The following is a 17,174-nucleotide window of genomic DNA, read 5'->3' on the forward strand; positions in this document are numbered from 1 at the left end:
AGGAGCTTTCCGGTGAAACGCATTCTCAGCGCCCTGCTGCTGGCAGGTGCGCCGCTGTACGCGGCTACCCCAGCGACCACCGCCGCGGTGTCCGCCGCTTCGGGAACCCAGGAGCAGACCCTGGGCAATGGCATGAAGGTCATCGTGCGCGAGGACCACCGCGCGCCGGTGGTGGTCACGCAGGTCTGGTACAAGGTCGGCAGCAGCTACGAGCCGGGCGGCCTGACCGGCGCCTCGCACGTGCTCGAACACATGATGTTCAAGGGCACCGAGCGCCTGGCGCCGAACGAGTTCTCGCGCATCATTGCCGAGAACGGCGGCGAGGAAAACGCCTTCACCGGCAGCGATTACACGGCCTATTTTCAGACCCTGGCAGCCGACCGGCTGGAGGTGAGCCTGCGCCTGGAAGCCGACCGCATGCGCAACCTGCGCCTGGACGCCGGCGAATTCGCCAAGGAAGTCGAGGTGGTCAAGGAGGAGCGGCGCCTGCGCACCGATGACCAGCCGCAGGCGCTGCTGTACGAGCAGTTCAACGCCACCGCCTTCCTGGCCCACCCCTATCGCAACCCGATCATCGGCTGGGAAGACGACCTGGCCACCCTGACCGTGGCGGATCTGAAAGACTGGTACCGGCGCTGGTATCAGCCCGGCAACGCGACGCTGGTGGTGGTCGGGGACGTCGAGCCGGCGCGGGTGTTCTCGCTGGCCCGGCGCTATTTCGGTGGCTTGCCGGGCGGCACCGTGACGCCCCCGAAGCGACAAATGGAGCCGCTGCAGCGCGGCGAGCGGCGCCTGGAACTGAAGGCCCCCGCCGAGGTGCCCTACCTCATCATGGGCTACCACGCGCCGGCGGCCACCGCCGATGCCGCCGACTGGGAGCCGTATGCGCTGGAGGTGCTGGCCGGCGTGCTGGACGGCGGCGAGAGCGCGCGTCTGGCCAGTCAAGTGCGGCGCGGGCAGGAAATCGCGGCCAGCGCCGGGGCCGGCTATCGGTCCTTCCAGCGCGCGCCGGGTCTGTTCCTGCTGGAAGGCACGCCGGCCCAGGGCCACACGGTCGAGGAACTGGAACAGGCGCTGCGGGCGCAGATCCGCATGCTGACCCAACAACCCGTGGCCGCCGACGAGCTGGAGCGGGTCAAGGCGCAGGTGGTGGCGGCCGAGGTCTACCAGCGCGATTCGGTGTTCTACCAGGCCATGCGCATCGGCTTGCTGGAGACCATCGGTCTGGGCTGGCGGGTCGGCGAGGACTACGCGGCGCGCATCCGCGCCATCACGCCCGAGCAGGTGCAGCAGGTAGCGCTGCGCTATCTGGGCGAGGACAAGCTCACGGTCGGCGTGCTGCGCCCGCAGCCGGGCGCCCTGCCCAAGCGCACGAACAAGGTTCCCGGAGGTCGTCATGACATCGGTGGTTGAGGTGGGCCGCGCAGGCCAGGGCCGCAGCGCCTGGCCGCGCCAATGCGAGCGGACGCGCGCAACGGCCTTGCTCACAGTGGCGGCGGCGTTCCTCGGCAGCCTCCTGAGCCTGCAGGCCGGCGCCATTCCGGCCATCGAAACCTGGACCACCGGCAACGGCGCCCGGGTGCTGCTGGTCAGCACGCCCGACCTGCCGATGGTGGATGTGCGCGTGGCCTTCGATGCCGGCGCGGCGCGTGACGAGGCCACGCCTGGTCTCGCCCGCTTCACCAGCGGCCTGCTGTTCGACGGCGCCGCCGGCCTGGACGCGCAGGCCATCGCGAGCGGTTTCGAGGGGCTGGGCGCCCAGTACGGGGCGCAGGCCGAGCGCGACATGGCCGTCGTGTCACTGCGCTCGCTGAGCGATCGGCCGCTGCTGGACCCGGCAGTCGACCTGCTGGCGAGGATTCTGGCCGGCCCCGAGTTCCCGCAGGATGCCGTCGCCCGTGGCCAGCGCACGCTGGAAGTGGCCCTGGCGCAGGAGCGCGAGCAACCGGCGCAGATCGCCAGCCGGGCCTTCTACCAGGCCGCCTATCGCGCCCACCCCTACGCCGGCTGGCCGGACGGCGAACCGGAAGCCCTGCCGCTGCTCACGCGCGACGCCGCGCAGGCCTTCCACCGCCGCTACTACGTGGCGCGCAACGCGGTGGTGGCACTGGTCGGCGATCTTGACCGGGCAGCCGCACAGGCGCTGGTCGAGCGGCTGCTGGCCGGCCTGCCCTCCGGCGAGCCGGCGCCGGCCCTGACCTCGGTGCTGCCGCTGGCGCAGGCGGTCAACGAGCGCATCCGCCACCCGGCGGCCCAGACGCACATCCTGCTCGGCGCGCCGGTGCTCGCGCGGGACGATCCGGACTACTTCCCGCTGGTGGTCGGCAACCACGTGCTGGGCGGTGCGGGCCTGGTGTCGCGGGTCAGCAACGTCATCCGCGAGCAGCGTGGCCTGGCCTACAGCGCCTACAGCTACTTCATGCCGATGCGCCAGGCGGGTCCGTTCCTGATGGGCCTGCAGACGCGCGGCGATCAGGCCGGCGAGGCAACTGCCCTGCTGCGCCAGACGCTCGACGAATTCATCGCCGAGGGGCCGACCGCGGCCGAACTGCAGGCCGCGCAGCGCAATCTGTCGGGCGGCTTTCCGCTGCGCCTGGACAGCAACAAGGAAATCGTCGAATACCTGGCCATGCTCGGCTTCTACGGCCTGCCGCTGGACTGGCTGGACCGCTACGTCGAGCGCGTCAACGCGGTCACCGTGGCGCAGGTGCGAGACGCCTTCGAGCGGCGCATCGACCCCGAAAGGCTGGTGCTGATCCGCGTCGGCGGCGACGCCGGCCCGACCGGTCAGTGAGCGCACCGCGCAACGAGGTGCGCATCATCGGCGGCCAGTGGCGCGGCCGGCGGCTGCGCTTTCCGCCCGACACCGGCATCCGCCCGACGCCGGACCGCGTGCGCGAGACGCTGTTCAACTGGCTGCAGGGCAGCATCGACGGTGCGCGCTGTCTGGATCTGTTCGCCGGCAGCGGGGCGCTGGGTATCGAGGCGCTGTCGCGCGGCGCCGACAGCGTGCTGCTGGTGGAGCGCGATCCGCGGGTCGCCGCCTACCTGCAGGCCACACTGACGCAGCTGAGTGCCCGCGGCGGCGAGGTGCGCAGGGTCGATGCGCAAAGCTTTCTGCGCACGGCCGGGCGGCGTTTCGATCTGGTGTTCCTGGACCCGCCGTTCGCCGAGGGCGCTCTGGCGCCGCTGCTGGCGACGCTGGCCGGCAGTGGCCAGCTGGCGCCCGGCGCGCTGGTCTACATCGAACATGCGGCCCGGGACGGACTGCCGGCCCTGCCGGCCGGGCTCACACCCTGGCGCAGCAAGCGCGCCGGGGAGGTCGGCTATCATCTTCTGGCGTGGGAGGGCGGCGCCTGAGGCGGCCCCTGCGCGTGCACGCAGTCCGCCACACACTTGGCGGATTCACAGACAACGCAGCCACGGCACGGGGAGCACATGGCAACTGTGGTTTATCCCGGATCGTTCGATCCGATCACCAACGGCCACGCCGACCTCATCCAACGGGCGGCGCGGCTGTTCGGGCAGGTCATCGTCGGCATTGCCCGCAACATCAGCAAACATCCCCTGTTCAGCCTGGACGAGCGCATCGACCTGGTGCGGGCCGCCATCGGCGACCTGCCCAATGTGCGCGTGATGCCGATCGACGGCCTGCTGGTCGATTTCGTCACCAGCCAGAACGCACAGGTCATCCTGCGCGGCCTGCGGGCGGTGTCGGATTTCGAATACGAGTTCCAGCTGGCCACCATGAACCGCCACCTGCGCCCGCAGATCGAGACCATTTTCCTGACCCCGGCCGAGCAGCATTCGTTCATCTCGTCCAGCCTGGTCAAGGAAGTGGCGCGCTTCGGCGGCGACGTGTCGGTGTTTCTGCACCCGACCGTGGCCGCTGCCCTGCGTGAGCGGATTGCCGCGGGCTGAGCGGCCGCCGGCCGGCTGGCCGGTGCGGCCGGCATTGCGCCACATGCTGCTGTGGCTGGCGGTAGCCGCAAGCGCGGTTCCCGGCCTGGCCGGGGCCGCGGGCGAGGCGCCAGCGGACGCAAGCACGCCGGATGCCGCCCTGATCGAGCAACGCCTGGCCGCTGCCCAGGCCGACCAGTCCCTGGCCGAGGCCGATCGGGCTGCCGTAGTGGCCCAGCTGCAGGCGGCCCAGCGCCACCTGCGGGAGGCCGCCGCGCAGCGCGCCGAGCGCGACGCGCTGATCTTGACCGTGCGCTCGGCGCCCGCTCGCATCACCGCCCTGCGCAACCAGCGCGCCACATCTCCCGCGCCGCCATCGGACAGCGCCGACATCGCCAGCCTCGGCTCCGCTCTGGCCGAGGCGCAGGGGGCGCTCGAAGCCGTGCTCGGCGAACAGGACGCGCTCGACCGGCGCGTGCAGGCGCTCACGCAGGCGCCGATCACGCTGCAACCGGAGCTGGCACAGGCACGCGCCGAGCTGCAGGCACTGGACACCCCGGAGACGATTCCGGAAACCGGGGGCGGAGCGCTGTCCGAGGCGCAGGCACTGGCCCGGGCCACCCGGCGCAGCGCGCTGCTGGCCGGCATCGCCTTGCGCGAAGAACAACTGCGCACGGTGGAAATACGGCGCGAGCTGGCACAGGCCGAGCGTGATGCGGCCCAACGCCGGGTCGCGGCGCTTCAGGATTACGTCAGCGCCCTGTCGGCGCGCCTGAGCGCAGCGCGGCAGGCACTGGCGCGTCAGGAACTGGCCGACGCCGAGGCGCTGGTGGAAGGCGCCGCCGACGCCGATCCGCTGATCCGCGAAGCGGCCGCCCAGCAGGCGGCACTGACCCGCGAGCTGGCCAGGGTGCTGCAGGCCGACGACACAACCAGTGCCGCCATCGCGCAGACGCAGACCCGCCAGGGCGAGATCGAGTCCCTGTTTCGAGCGACCCAGGCGCAGCTCGATCTGGCCGAACTGAGCGGCGCCCTGGCGCAGGCACTGCACGATCGGCGCCTGCGCCTGCCGCGCCCGGAGGAATACCGGCGCGAGGCCGCCGCGCGCAACCGCGACATCGGCGAAGCGCGCCTGCGCCAGTTGCGTCTGGGCGAGCAGCGGCGCGAGCTGGGCCTGCCCTACCAGCACGCGGGCGAACTGGTGCAGCAGCGCCAACCGGCGCTCGACGAGGCACAGCGCAGCGCGCTTCGGCAGCAGCTGGGCAGCCTGCTGCGCGCACAGGCCGACCTGATGGGGCGGCTCGACGATGCCTATGCCCGCCGCATCGCCCTGCTCAGCGAGCTTGATCGGCGCCAGCAGCAGCTGCTGCAGGTGGCACAAAGCTACGCCAGCCTGCTCGATCGGCGGCTGCTGTGGACGCCGGACGTGGACCCGCTGGGACCGGCCTGGCTGCGGGCCTGGCCGCTGGCCCTGCGCGAGTTGCTGCAGCCGGCGCGCTGGGCCGAACTGCCGGCGGCGCTGGTCACCGTGCTTGCCACCGGGCCGCTGGCGGCGCTCGGGCTGCTGCTGCCGCTGGTCCTGTTCGCCTTGCGAGGTCGATTGCAGCACCGGCAACAGGCCGATGCCGTGCGCCTGATCGACATTCATCGCGACAGCGCCTGGTTCACGGCACTGGCGCTTGTTTACGCCGCCCTGCGCGTGCTGCCGGGACCGTTGCTGATGTATCTGCTCGGGCGCCTGCTGGCTTCGGACTCACCGGATGCCTCGTTCGCCGATGCCAGCGCAGGCGCGCTGTCGGGCATGGCGCCGGCGGTGTTCGTGCTCGCGTTCATCCGGGAAATTGCCCGCCACGGCGGGCTGCTGGAGGCGCACTACCAGTGGCAGGCCCAGGCACGACAGATTCTGCGCCGGCAGGTGGCGCGCCTGCGCCTGGTGCTGGTGCCGGCCGGCCTGCTGGTGATCTTTAGCGAGCGCCTCGGGCAGGCCGCCACGCGCGCCACCGTCGGGCGGCTGGCCTTCGTCGTGTTCTCGGCGGCGCTGGCGGCGTTCCTGTGGCGCACGCTGCATCCGCAGCGGGGCGCCCCGGCCGCGTACCTGGCGTCGCGGCAAAGCGGCTGGCTGTGGCGCTGGCGCCGGGTGTGGCATCCGCTGGCGGCGGTCAGCCCCTTGCTGCCGGCAGGGCTCGCCATGCTCGGTTTCTATTACGCAGCCCTGCAGCTGCAGGGGCGGGCGATGCAGACCGGCTGGTGGCTGCTCGGACTGCTGCTGGTCTATTACCTGGTGCTGCGCGCACTGGCGGTGGCGCAGCGGCGCCTGCGCCTGAAGCAGGCCCTGGGCGCAGGGCCGGCAACGGACGGCGAACCGGAACCCGAGGACGCGCTCGACATCGAGGCGGTGGACGAACAGGCGCGCAGCCTGCTGGGTTTTGTCCTGTCGCTGGCCATCGCGGGCGTGCTGCTGTGGGTGTGGGCGGACCTGCTGCCGGCCCTGCAGTCGCTCGACCAGATCGTGCTGTGGCGCTATCGGCTGGGCGGCGAAGCGGGCGCTGCCTCCGGCGTCGTCACGCTGCTGAGCCTGCTGCTGGCGGCCGGCATTGCGGCCGTGACGGTGTTCGCGTCGCGAAACCTGCCAGGGGTGCTGGAAATCGCCGTCCTGCAGCGCCTCGACATGGACGCCGGCGCCCGCTATGCCGCCATTACCGTAACGCGTTACGTCATCGTCACGGTCGGCGCGCTGGTGGCAATAAACCTGCTGGGCGTCGAATGGGCCAAGGCGCAGTGGCTGGTGGCGGCGCTGGGCGTGGGCATCGGCTTTGGCCTGCAGGAGATCATCGCCAACTTCATCTCGGGCCTGATCATCCTGGGCGAGCGGCCGTTTCGGGTCGGCGACATCGTCACCGTGGGCGGCGTCAGCGGCAACGTGGCGCGCATCCGCATCCGCGCCACCACCATCACCGATTTCGACCGCAAGGAGCTGATCGTCCCGAACAAGACCTTCATCACCGAGCAGTTCGTCAACTGGACCCTGTCCGACCAGATACTGCGCGTGGTGGTCAAGGTCGGCATTGCCTACGGTGTCGATACCGCGCAGGCGCAGCAGCTGTTGCTGGGCGTGGTACAGGCCAACCCGCGCCTGATGAGCGATCCGGCGCCGCAGGTACTGTTCACCAGCTTTGGCGACAGCGCTCTCGAATTCGAGGTGCGCGCCTATGTGCGCACGCTGCAGGATTCGGTGCCGGCCCAGCACGAGTTGCACATGGCCATCAACCAGGCGCTGCGCGAGGCCGGCATCGAAATCCCCTTCCCGCAGCGGGACGTGCACCTGCGCAGCGTGTCGGCGCAGGCCGCGCAGGCCATCGGCGGCCGTGCGGATGGCGATCCCGGTGGCGCCTGACAGGCAGCGCGACCGTTGCGGCGGCAAGCCGTTCGCCCGTTTGCATCCGCAAGCTGCGCTGATGAACAATAGCGCAAGCCGAACGGTCGTTCAGACCCGGTGATGCACCAGTCAATTCACGGAGGAATGACCCATGCAGATCGAACAAGGATGGCAACCGTCTGAAATCGAGCGCCTGGTGGATGTCGAGAACGCCACCGCCAGCCGCCTGATCTTCACCGACGAGAACCTGTTTCGCCTCGAGTTGCAGCGCATCTTCACGCGCACCTGGCTGTACATCGGCCACGAGTCGGAAATTCCCAAAAACGGCGACTACGTCACCCGCAAGATGGGCAACGACCCGGTCATCCTGGTGCGCGACAACACCGGTCGCGTGCGCGTGCTGCTGAACAGCTGCACCCACCGCGGCACCCTGGTGTGTCGCACCGACAGTGGCCACGGGCGCGGCTTCACCTGCCCGTACCACGGCTGGGTGTTCAGCACCAGCGGCGCCCTGGTGGCGACAGCCGAGGACAACACCTACGGCGGCAAGGTCGACTTCCGCAGCCTGGACCTGCGCCAGGCGCGAGTGGGCAGTTACGCCGGGCTGGTGTTCGCCACCTGGAATCACGACGCGCCATCCCTGGACCAGCACCTGGGCGACGCCCGCTGGTATCTGGACATCATGTTCAACCGCACGCCCAAGGGCATGACCGTGCTCGGCCTGCCGCACCGCTGGAGCCCCACCAACAACTGGAAGCTCGGCCCGCTGAACTTCGGCGCCGACGGTCCGCACGCGGTCAAGGTGCACGGCCCGATCGTGGACGCCGCCCTGGCCGGCGGCATGCCCGGCGCGCGCGCCATGATCACGAAAGCGCTGGTCGACAGCCCATCGGTGGCGGCGGGTCCGTACAACGGCATCTGGACCCAGGGTCCGCTGGAGATGCCGCCGTGGTTCGGCTATGACCCGGACCTGGTGGCGCTGTACAAGCAGACGCTCAAGCCAGAGCAGGTGCAAATCCTGGAGCGCTGTCTGGCCTCGGTCGGCACGGTGTTCCCGAATTTCTCCTGGGTCTATGGGCCGATCGGCTTTGACATGCAGCGCGAACCGGTCACCAACTTCTTCGCCATCCGTGTCTGGCAACCAATCGCAGTGAACCGAACCGAAATCTGGAACTGGTTCCTGGTCGAGGAAGAAGCCGGCGAGGCGCTCAAGCAACAGGCCATGCTGGCCGGCGTGCGCACCTTCACCGCCGGCGGTACCTTCGACCAGGACGATGCCGAGGCCTGGCACGGCATCCAGCGTGGCAGCGAAGGCGAGATCTCGCGCACCCTGGACGTGAATTTCCAGGTGGCGCTGAACTACCGCGACCGGCCGATCGCCGACTGGCCCGGCCCCGGCGTTGCCTACCCTCGAATTACTGCGAGGTCACGGAGTTCAACAACCTGCTGCAGTGGCGCGCCTACATGTCCGGCGCGCGCTGAAATCCGGCGCCAACGATTGCTGCCGGTCTGCAAAAGGCCGGCGGCTCGCCTTTTTCTGGAGAGTTCCGAGTGACCACCGAGACCGCCGCGCGCGTCGTTGAAGACGCGCTCTACCGCCGCCTGTGCGACTTCTATTACGACGAAGCCGACCTGCTGTCGCAGCGCCAGTATGTGAAATGGTTCGCGCTGCTGACCGAGGACATCCACTACCGCGTCGGCTTTCCGGAGTTCTACGAGCATGGCACCCGGCGCCAGATCGGCATCGGCAATCCGTACTTCGACGACAACCACGTCAGCCTGAAAGTGCGCACCAACCTGCTGGGCAACCCGACCACCACCACGGCCGAGAACCCGCCGAGCGTCTACAACTATTTCGTCACCAACATCCGCGCCCGCCGGGCCACCGACGAGGCGGACGCGATCGACGTCGACAGTCGCCTGCTGATCTACCGCGTGCGTGCCAGTGAACCGGTGCCGTTCATCCTGGGCGCCCGGCGCAAGGACCGGCTGCGCATCGAGGGCGACGGCTTTCGCATCGCCCGCCGAGACGCCGCCATCGACCAGTCCATCATCCAGTCGCCGAACCTGAGCTTCCTGCTCTGAGGGCCGCCGGCGGCGTTCGAGGCCCGGCTGTGCAAGGGAAATGCTGAAGTATTCAGCGTTTCCCGCAGCGCAGGGACGCGCTTACAAGATCAGCGGCTGTAAGCTGCTGATCTTGTAAGCCATCGGAAAACCACGCTTTTCCGATGGCGGGCGCTGAGAAATCCAGGATGGATTTATTCAGCGTTTCCCAAGGCAGCCGGCCGTTCCTGCAACTGAACTGACAGAATTCCGGCCCGCCGCACGCGCAGCGCCGCTGATCGGGACGCGAGTCATCACTTTCTGCCCACCTTCGATGCTGGACAATCGCCCGCCCGCCGCGTCAGCATCGCCCTGAAAACGCGTTCCCTGAGGTTCTCCATGCAATTCGAAGGTATTCGTGCCGTCGTCACCGGCGGTGCGTCCGGTTTGGGGCTGGCGACTGCCGGGCGCGTGATCGCGGCCGGCGGGCAGGCCTTGCTGCTGGATGTGAATGCCGACGCGGGCGCGGCGGCGATCGCGGCACTTGGCCCGCGAGCGCAGTTTCGCGCGGTCGATGTCACCGACGGCGCGGCGCTGGAAGCGGCGCTCGACGACGGGCTGGCGGCCATGGGCGGGCTCGATCTGGCGGTCAGTTGCGCCGGCGTGGTCGGCGCCGGGCTCACGCTGGGCAAGACCGGCCCGATGCCGCTGGAGCAGTTCGCGCGCACCATCGGCATCAATCTGGTCGGCACCTTCAACCTGGTGCGCCTGGCCGCCGCGCGCATGCAGGGCAACGCGCCGCGCGGCGACGGCGAGCGCGGCGTGATCGTCAACACCGCCTCGGTGGCCGCCTTCGACGGCCAGATCGGCCAGGCCGCGTATTCGGCCTCCAAGGGCGGCGTGGTCGGCATGACCCTGCCGCTGGCGCGCGAGTTCGCCCGCCATGGCATCCGCGTGATGAGCATCGCGCCCGGGCTGTTCCGGACCCCGATGCTAGAATCGCTGCCCGAATCCGTGCAGCAGAGCCTGGGCGCCAGCGTGCCGTTTCCGCCGCGTCTGGGCGATCCGGCCGAGTACGCGGCGCTGGTGCAGACCATCGTCGAGAACGTGCTGCTGAACGGCGAGACCATCCGCCTGGACGGCGCCATCCGGCTGGCGCCGAAGTAACGGCACCCAAGCCGCTGACTCATTCCCGCTGACGAACCGATCATGAGCGACACACACGGCGGCGCCTTCCTGGACCCGGCGCAGGCGCCGGGACCGACCTTCACGCCCGAGGATTTCAGCGCCGAGGACCGGGCGCTGTTCGATACCGCGCGGCGCTTTTGCGACGAGCAGGTGTGGCCCAGGCTGGCCGACATCGAGGCCAAGACCCCCGGCGTGCTGGAGGGCCTGATGCAGCAGGCGTCCGAGCTTGGCCTGACCATGCTCGACCTGCCCGAGCAGTACGGCGGCCTCGACCTGCCGCTGCCGGTGTCGATGCGGGTGCTCGAGAGCACCGGCCGCGAGCAGTCCTTCATGCTGACGCTGATGGTGCAAAACGGCATCGGCTCGCTGCCGGTGGCGCTGTTTGGCACGGACGCGCAAAAGGCCGCCTGGCTGCCCGGCTTCGCCAGTGGCCAGCTGCGCGGCTGCTACTGCCTGACCGAGCCGGGCTCAGGATCGGATGCACTCGCCGCGCGCACCACCGCCGTGCTGGACGGCGATGCGTGGGTACTCAACGGCACCAAGCAGTTCATCACCAATGCCGGCATTGCCGACGTCGGCTTCGTGTTCGCCAAGGTGCTGGGCGAGGTGGACGGCCAGACCGGTTTCAGCTGCTTCATCGTGCCCTTCGATGCACCAGGCATGAGCCTGGGCGCGGAGGAGCACAAGCTGGGCATGTACGGCTCGTCGACCCGGCAGGTCATCCTGCAGGACGCGCGCATCCCGCGCGACCACGTGCTGGGGCAGATCGGCCGCGGGCACGTGATTGCCTTCAACATCCTGAACAACGGCCGCTACAAGCTGGGCGGCACGGCGCTGGGCAGCGCCAAGTGCGCGCTGGATGCCGCGCTCGACTACGCCGTCGGGCGCAAGCAGTTCGGCCAGCGCATCGCCGATTTCGGCATGATCCGGCGCAAGATCGGCCAGGCCGCGGCGGACATCTACGCCGTCGAGAGCGCCATCTACCGCGCCGGGGGCGCCATCGACGCACTGGCCAACGCCGGCGGGCGCACCGGCGAGGCCAAGCTGGCGGCATTGCAGGATTTCGCGCTGGAGTGCTCGATCGCCAAGATCGCCGGCTCCGAACTGCTGGCCCGGGTGGCCGACGAGGCGCTGCAGATGTTCGGCGGCTATGGCTTTCTGGAGGAGTACCCGGCGGCCAAGTACCTGCGCGATGCGCGCATCGCCCGCATCTACGAGGGCACCAACGAGATCAACCGCATCGTCATGCCGCGCACGCTGCTGAAGAAACTCAGCGGCGGTGAGCTCGGGCTGGCCGGCAGTTCGACCGACAGCGCGCTGGCCAGCCTGAAGCTGGCCCACGCCCGCTGTTTCAGCGCGGCCCTGGAAAAACACGGCAGCGGCAAGGGCTTCGACGCCGACCAGGAACTGATGGCGCACCTGGCCGACATGATGACGGCCATCTACTTGGCCGAGTCGACCGCGCTGCGCGTGGCCCGCCACCCGCACTGCCAGCCGGTACACGAGGACGTGGCACTGCTGGTGCTGACCCAGGCCGCCGCGCAGGTGGCGCAACTGGCCGCCGAGGCGGCCACGCACCTTGGCATCGCCGCCCCCAGCGTGGTCCGGCCGGCCGCCGACGTGATGGCGCTGCGCCAGCGCATCGCCGCGCACGTGGTCGATGCCGGCCGCTGCGCCCTGTAACCCTGCCCGCCGCCCGGACCTTTCATGAGCTACCAGCACGTCGATTTCGAGGTTGCCGACCGCGTCGCCACCCTCACCTTCAACCAGCCGGAAACGCGCAACGCCATCAGCGACGAGGGCATGATCGACGAGATCGTGTCCGTGCTGGCGCTGGTACCGACCCGGCCGGACATCTCGGTGCTGATCGTGACCGGCGCCGGCGAGGCGTTCTCTTCCGGCGGCAACGTCAAGAAGATGCAGGCCAAGGATGGCATCTTCGCCGGCAGCGCCATGGACATCCAGCAGTCCTATCGCCTGGGCATCCAGCGCATTCCGCTGGCGCTGTACGAACTCGAAGTGCCGGTGATCGCGGCCGTGAACGGCGCCGCGGTCGGCGCCGGCTTCGACGTCGCCATGATGTGCGACCTGCGCCTGGCAGCGACCACGGCGCGCTTTGGCGAGACCTTTCTGAACCTGGGCATCATCCCGGGCGACGGTGGGGCGTGGTTCCTGCCGCGCGCGCTCGGCCACCAGCGGGCGGCCGAACTGACCTTCACCGGCCGCCTGGTGGACGCCGACGAGGCGCTGCGCCTGGGCATCGTGCTCGAAGTGCTGCCGCCGGCCGACCTGATGGCGCGGGCACGGCAACTGGCGGCGCAGATCGCCGGCAAGCCGCCGCAGGCGCTGCGCCTGGCCAAGCGCCTGCTGCGCGCCGGCCAGGCCATGGACCTGAAACATTTCCTCGATTACAGCGCAGCGCTGCAGGCGGCCTGCCACGGCACCGACGATCACGCCGAGGCGCTGGCGGCCTTCTTCGAGAAGCGTCCCGGCCACTACCAGGGCCGCTGAGACAGCCCGGCGCCCACGCGCCTTTCCCACGGCGCCACCATGCTCGATTTCTCCCTGCCGCAAAAAATCGCCATCTGGGCCCTGCCGGTGCTGTTCGCCATCACCGTGCACGAGGTGGCGCACGGCTACGTGGCGCGGCGCCTGGGCGACCGCACGGCGCAGATGCTGGGCCGCCTGACGCTCAATCCGCTCAAGCACATCGACCCGATCGGCACCGTGCTGGTGCCGCTGGTCATGTTGCTGCTGCCCGGCGGCTTCCTGTTCGGCTGGGCCAAGCCGGTGCCGGTCGACTACCGCAATCTTGGCAATCCCAAGCGGGACATGGCCATCGTGGCGGCCGCAGGACCGCTGTCGAACCTCGTCATGGCCATCGGCTGGGTGCTGCTGCTGCGCCTGTCGGTGGCCTTTCTGAACACGCTGCCGTGGGCGGCGCAGCCGCTGTTTTTCATGGCCCAGGCCGGCGTCGCCATCAACCTGATCCTGATGGTGCTGAACCTGGTGCCGGTACCGCCGCTGGACGGCGGGCGGGTGCTGACCGGTATCCTGCCCAACCGGCAGGCGGCCCGCTTCGCGGCCCTGGAACCCTACGGGCTGATGATCGTGCTGGCGCTGCTGATGACCGGCGTGCTCGGCCGCCTGCTGCAGCCGGCCATCGGCCTGCTCAACGAAATACTATTGACGCTGGTTGGCCTGGGAGGGTCTGCTTGAACACTGTGGCCGCACCGCACGATCGGGTCCTGTCCGGCATGCGCCCGACCGGACGCCTGCACCTGGGTCACTACCACGGGGTGCTGAAGAACTGGGTGCGCCTGCAGCACCAGCACCGGTGCTTTTTCTTCGCCGCCGACTGGCACGCACTGACCACCGACTACGAACACCCGCAGCAGGTCGCCGAGCACACGCAAGACATGATCGTCGACTGGCTTGCAGCCGGCGTCGATCCGGGCAGCGCGGTGCTGTTCGTGCAGTCGCGGGTGCCGGAGCACGCCGAACTGCACCTGCTGCTGTCGATGATCACGCCACTGGGCTGGCTCGAACGGGTGCCCACCTACAAGGATCAGCAGGAACAGCTGCGGGACAAGGATCTGGCCACCTATGGCTTTCTTGGCTACCCGCTGCTGCAGGGCGCCGACATCCTGGCCTACAAGGCGACCCTGGTGCCGGTCGGCGAGGACCAGGTGGCGCATCTGGAACTGACGCGCGAGGTGGCGCGGCGCTTCAACCATCTTTATGGCCGCGAGGTCGATTTCGAGACCCGCGTGCAAGCGGCACTGCGCAAGCTCGGCCGCAAGCAGGCGCAGCTGTACGAGGACAACCGCCGCGCCTATCAGGAACGCGGCGACCAGGAAGCGCTGGCCGTGGCGCAGGCGCTGATCCGTGGCCAGGCCAACATCAGCCTCGGCGATCGCGAGCGCCTGCTGGGCAACCTGGAAGGCGGCGGCATCATCGTGCTGCCCGAGCCGCAGCCGCTGCTGACCGCAACCGCCCGAATGCCGGGCCTGGACGGGCGCAAGATGTCCAAGTCCTACGGCAACGCCATCGGCCTGCGCGAGGATCCGGACGCGGTGGCGCAAAAACTGCGCACCATGCCGACCGACCCGGCGCGGGTGCGCCGCAGCGACCCCGGCGATCCAGAAAAGTGCCCGGTGTGGAGCCTGCATCAGGTGTACTCCGACGACGCGCAGCGCGCCTGGGTACAGGAAGGTTGCCGCAGCGCCGGCATCGGCTGTCTTGACTGCAAGAAGCCGCTGGTTGATGCGGTGCAGGCCGAGCTTTCGTTGTTTCGCGAACGGGCGCGGCCGTTCGAGGACGACCCCGGTCTGGTGCGCGAGATCATCGCCGGCGGCTGCGAGCAGGCCCGAGAGCAGGCCCGCGAGACCCTGGACGAGGTGCGCCAGGTCATGGGGCTGGGCTACCGCTGAGCGCTGATACCGCCAGCGCCGCGCAGCCGGCGCAGCAGGAGCTGCCCCTCGCCCGCGTGCACGGTGAGCGGCTGACGCGCCTGCCGGAAGACCTCTACATCCCGCCGGACGCGCTGGAGGTGTTCCTGGATGCCTTCGAGGGGCCGCTCGATTTCCTGCTGTGGCTGATCCGGCGCCAGAACCTGGACATCCTGGACATCCCGGTCGCTGAAGTGGCCGCCCAGTACATGGCCTACGTCGACCTGATGCGCGATCTGCGCCTGGAGCTGGCGGCCGATTACCTGGTCATGGCGGCGGTGCTGACGGAAATCAAATCGCGCATGCTGCTGCCGCGCCCGGCCGGCGACACCGAAGAGGACGACCCGCGCGCCGCGCTGGTGCGCCGCCTGCAGGACTACGCGCGCTTTCGTCACGCCAGCGAGGTGCTGGCGCAGCGCCCGCAGTTCGGCCGCGACGTGCTGCCGCTGGCGGTGGCGCTGCCGGAGCTGGACCAGCCGGCTCAGGAGGCGCAGGTCAGTCTTGCCGAACTGCTGAGCGCGATGACCGAAGTGCTGGCCCGCGGCGCGCTCAAGGTTCACCACCACGTGCGCCGCGAGCCACTGTCGGTGCGCGAGCGCATGAGCCTGATTCTGCAGCGCCTGACGGCCGGTGAGTTCACGCCCCTGCTGTCGCTGCTGCAGCCGGCCGAGGGCCGCGCCGGGGTGGTGGTGAGCTTTTTGGCCATCCTGGAACTGGTGCGCGAACGCCTGATCGAGCTTGGCCAGGCCGAGGCCTTCGGGCCGATTTATCTTCGCCCGGCCGTCTGATGGACCTGCTGCGCCTGATCGAGGCGGCCCTGCTGGTGGCGAGCGAACCGCTCGACGTGGAGCGCCTGCAGCGGCTGCTGCCGCAAGGCCAGACGGCGACCCGCGCCGACATCATCCGCGCCATCGACCAGCTGACCCTGGAGTGCGCGGACCGCGCGCTGGAGCTGGTGCAAACCGCCAGCGGCTATCGCTACCAGGTGCGCGCCGTGCACGCCGCGGCGGTGGCGCCGCTGCTGGCCGAGCGGGCGCCGCGCTACTCGCGGGCGGTGCTCGAGACGCTCGCCATCATCGCCTACCGCCAGCCGGTGACGCGCGCCGATATCGAGGACATCCGCGGCGTGTCGCTGGGCAGCGGCATGATCAAATCCCTGCTCGACCGCGGCTGGGTGCGCGTGCTCGGTCACCGCGAGGTGCCCGGCCGGCCGGCGGTGTTCGGCACCACCAAGGCCTTCATGGACTACTTCGGCCTGCGCAGCCTCAGCCAACTGCCGGCGCTGGCGGACCTGGCCAACCCCGACGATGAGCGGATCGGCGATCTGCAACTGTCCATGCTGCCGCCGGAGGCGGCCGACCATGCCAACTGAACGCAAGCATCCAGCCGCCGGCGAGCGGCTGCACAAGGTATTGGCGCAGGTGGGCCTGGGCTCGCGGCGGCAGATCGAGGACTGGATCCGCGCCGGGCGCGTGCACGTCAACGACCAGCCGGCGGTGCTCGGCCAGAGCGTGACCGGTGCCGATCGCATTGCCGTGGATGGCCAGCCGGTCACGCTGGCGGCGCCGGCCAAGACGCGGCTTTTGATCTACCACAAGCCGGAAGGCGAGGTCTGCACACGCCATGACCCTGAAGGCCGGCCGACCGTATTCGACCGCCTGCCGCCGTTGCCGAGCGGGCGCTGGATCAGCGTCGGGCGCCTGGACATCAACAGCTCCGGCCTGCTGCTGCTGACCACCGACGGCGCGCTGGCCAACCGGCTGATGCACCCCTCGAATCACCTGCAGCGCGAATACGCGGTGCGCGTCAATGGCGACGTGGACGCGGCCATGCTGGAGCGGCTGCGCGCCGGCGTGGAACTCGAGGACGGGCCGGCCCGCTTCGTGATCATCACCGACGGCGGCGGCGAGGGGCGCAACCACTGGTACAACGTCACCGTCGACGAGGGCCGCAATCGCCTGGTGCGCCGCCTGTGGACCTCGCAGGGCATCGTCGTCAGCCGGCTGCTGCGGGTGCGTTTCGGGCCGCTGCAACTGCCGCGTGCGCTCGGCCGTGGCCAGTACCGCGAGGCCACCGCGGCCGAGCTGGCCAGCGTATCCGCGCGCCCGGCCCCGGCCAGCCGACCGGTGCGCAGCAGCAGCGGCTTGAAACCCACACGCCGGCGCGGGTAACATAGCCCCCTTGTTTTTGAACCGCCGGGCACCCGCCCGGCGTTT

The 17,174-nt window shown here is 69.7% G+C and carries 14 protein-coding genes and 1 pseudogene; all 15 read left to right on the forward strand.

Annotated features, from left to right (window positions below; genetic code table 11):
- Positions 1–12: 12 nt before the first annotated feature.
- Positions 13–1,413, forward strand: coding sequence for a M16 family metallopeptidase (locus tag PG2T_RS05420; protein WP_202816436.1), 1,401 nt, complete (start codon positions 13–15; stop codon positions 1,411–1,413).
- On the forward strand, positions 1,397–2,794 hold the full coding sequence (locus tag PG2T_RS05425; protein WP_083214789.1) for a M16 family metallopeptidase: 1,398 nt from the start codon (positions 1,397–1,399) through the stop codon (positions 2,792–2,794). Before PG2T_RS05420 ends, PG2T_RS05425 begins: the two co-directional genes overlap by 17 nt.
- Entirely contained in the window at positions 2,791–3,360 is a 570-nt protein-coding gene (rsmD, locus tag PG2T_RS05430) for a 16S rRNA (guanine(966)-N(2))-methyltransferase RsmD (RefSeq protein WP_068803264.1), read from the forward strand. Before PG2T_RS05425 ends, rsmD begins: the two co-directional genes overlap by 4 nt.
- A gap of 78 nt (positions 3,361–3,438) precedes the next feature.
- Positions 3,439–3,921: a pantetheine-phosphate adenylyltransferase gene (coaD, locus tag PG2T_RS05435; RefSeq protein WP_068803265.1), complete on the forward strand. Its 483-nt coding sequence runs from the start codon at positions 3,439–3,441 to the stop codon at positions 3,919–3,921.
- On the forward strand, positions 3,899–7,294 hold the full coding sequence (locus tag PG2T_RS05440) for a mechanosensitive ion channel domain-containing protein (RefSeq protein ID WP_145931009.1): 3,396 nt from the start codon (positions 3,899–3,901) through the stop codon (positions 7,292–7,294). Before coaD ends, PG2T_RS05440 begins: the two co-directional genes overlap by 23 nt.
- 133 nt (positions 7,295–7,427) lie before the next feature.
- Positions 7,428–8,831, forward strand: coding sequence for an aromatic ring-hydroxylating oxygenase subunit alpha (locus PG2T_RS05445; RefSeq protein ID WP_068803267.1), 1,404 nt, complete (start codon positions 7,428–7,430; stop codon positions 8,829–8,831).
- Entirely contained in the window at positions 8,828–9,361 is a 534-nt protein-coding gene (locus tag PG2T_RS05450) for an aromatic-ring-hydroxylating dioxygenase subunit beta (RefSeq protein ID WP_068803268.1), read from the forward strand. The genes PG2T_RS05445 and PG2T_RS05450 overlap by 4 nt, the downstream gene beginning before the upstream one ends.
- A gap of 357 nt (positions 9,362–9,718) precedes the next feature.
- Positions 9,719–10,486 (forward strand): SDR family NAD(P)-dependent oxidoreductase, encoded by a 768-nt coding sequence (locus PG2T_RS05455; RefSeq protein WP_068803270.1) that lies wholly within the window; start codon positions 9,719–9,721, stop codon positions 10,484–10,486.
- A 42-nt stretch (positions 10,487–10,528) separates the two neighbouring features.
- Positions 10,529–12,190, forward strand: coding sequence for an acyl-CoA dehydrogenase family protein (locus tag PG2T_RS05460; protein ID WP_068803272.1), 1,662 nt, complete (start codon positions 10,529–10,531; stop codon positions 12,188–12,190).
- A 24-nt stretch (positions 12,191–12,214) separates the two neighbouring features.
- Entirely contained in the window at positions 12,215–13,018 is an 804-nt protein-coding gene (locus PG2T_RS05465) for a crotonase/enoyl-CoA hydratase family protein (protein ID WP_068803274.1), read from the forward strand.
- A gap of 39 nt (positions 13,019–13,057) precedes the next feature.
- The gene (locus PG2T_RS05470) at positions 13,058–13,726 is read left to right on the forward strand and encodes a site-2 protease family protein (protein WP_068803275.1); all 669 of its coding nucleotides are present in this window, start codon (positions 13,058–13,060) and stop codon (positions 13,724–13,726) included.
- A gap of 38 nt (positions 13,727–13,764) precedes the next feature.
- The gene (locus tag PG2T_RS05475; RefSeq protein WP_068807794.1) at positions 13,765–14,940 is read left to right on the forward strand and encodes a tryptophan--tRNA ligase; all 1,176 of its coding nucleotides are present in this window, start codon (positions 13,765–13,767) and stop codon (positions 14,938–14,940) included.
- Positions 14,941–14,996: 56 nt separating this feature from the next.
- Positions 14,997–15,746, forward strand: coding sequence for a segregation and condensation protein A (locus tag PG2T_RS05480; protein ID WP_236953301.1), 750 nt, complete (start codon positions 14,997–14,999; stop codon positions 15,744–15,746).
- Positions 15,746–16,330 (forward strand): SMC-Scp complex subunit ScpB, encoded by a 585-nt coding sequence (gene scpB, locus PG2T_RS05485; RefSeq protein ID WP_068803279.1) that lies wholly within the window; start codon positions 15,746–15,748, stop codon positions 16,328–16,330. The genes PG2T_RS05480 and scpB overlap by 1 nt, the downstream gene beginning before the upstream one ends.
- Positions 16,320–17,060: pseudogene (gene rluB, locus PG2T_RS05490) on the forward strand (23S rRNA pseudouridine(2605) synthase RluB); the annotation flags it as partial. The gene scpB and the pseudogene rluB, both read left to right, overlap by 11 nt.
- Positions 17,061–17,174: the final 114 nt, after the last annotated feature.

The sequence above is a fragment of the Immundisolibacter cernigliae genome (assembly GCF_001697225.1).
Classification (GTDB): Bacteria; Pseudomonadota; Gammaproteobacteria; order Immundisolibacterales; family Immundisolibacteraceae; genus Immundisolibacter; species Immundisolibacter cernigliae.

Coding starts and splice junctions, on each gene's coding strand:
- PG2T_RS05445 (WP_068803267.1), top strand. CDS start 7,428: ATGCAGATCGAACAAGGATGGCAACCGTCTGAAATCGAGCGCCTGGTG.
- coaD (WP_068803265.1), top strand. CDS start 3,439: ATGGCAACTGTGGTTTATCCCGGATCGTTCGATCCGATCACCAACGGC.
- scpB (WP_068803279.1), top strand. CDS start 15,746: ATGGACCTGCTGCGCCTGATCGAGGCGGCCCTGCTGGTGGCGAGCGAA.
- PG2T_RS05425 (WP_083214789.1), top strand. CDS start 1,397: ATGACATCGGTGGTTGAGGTGGGCCGCGCAGGCCAGGGCCGCAGCGCC.
- PG2T_RS05460 (WP_068803272.1), top strand. CDS start 10,529: ATGAGCGACACACACGGCGGCGCCTTCCTGGACCCGGCGCAGGCGCCG.
- PG2T_RS05465 (WP_068803274.1), top strand. CDS start 12,215: ATGAGCTACCAGCACGTCGATTTCGAGGTTGCCGACCGCGTCGCCACC.
- PG2T_RS05470 (WP_068803275.1), top strand. CDS start 13,058: ATGCTCGATTTCTCCCTGCCGCAAAAAATCGCCATCTGGGCCCTGCCG.
- PG2T_RS05475 (WP_068807794.1), top strand. CDS start 13,765: ATGCGCCCGACCGGACGCCTGCACCTGGGTCACTACCACGGGGTGCTG.
- PG2T_RS05455 (WP_068803270.1), top strand. CDS start 9,719: ATGCAATTCGAAGGTATTCGTGCCGTCGTCACCGGCGGTGCGTCCGGT.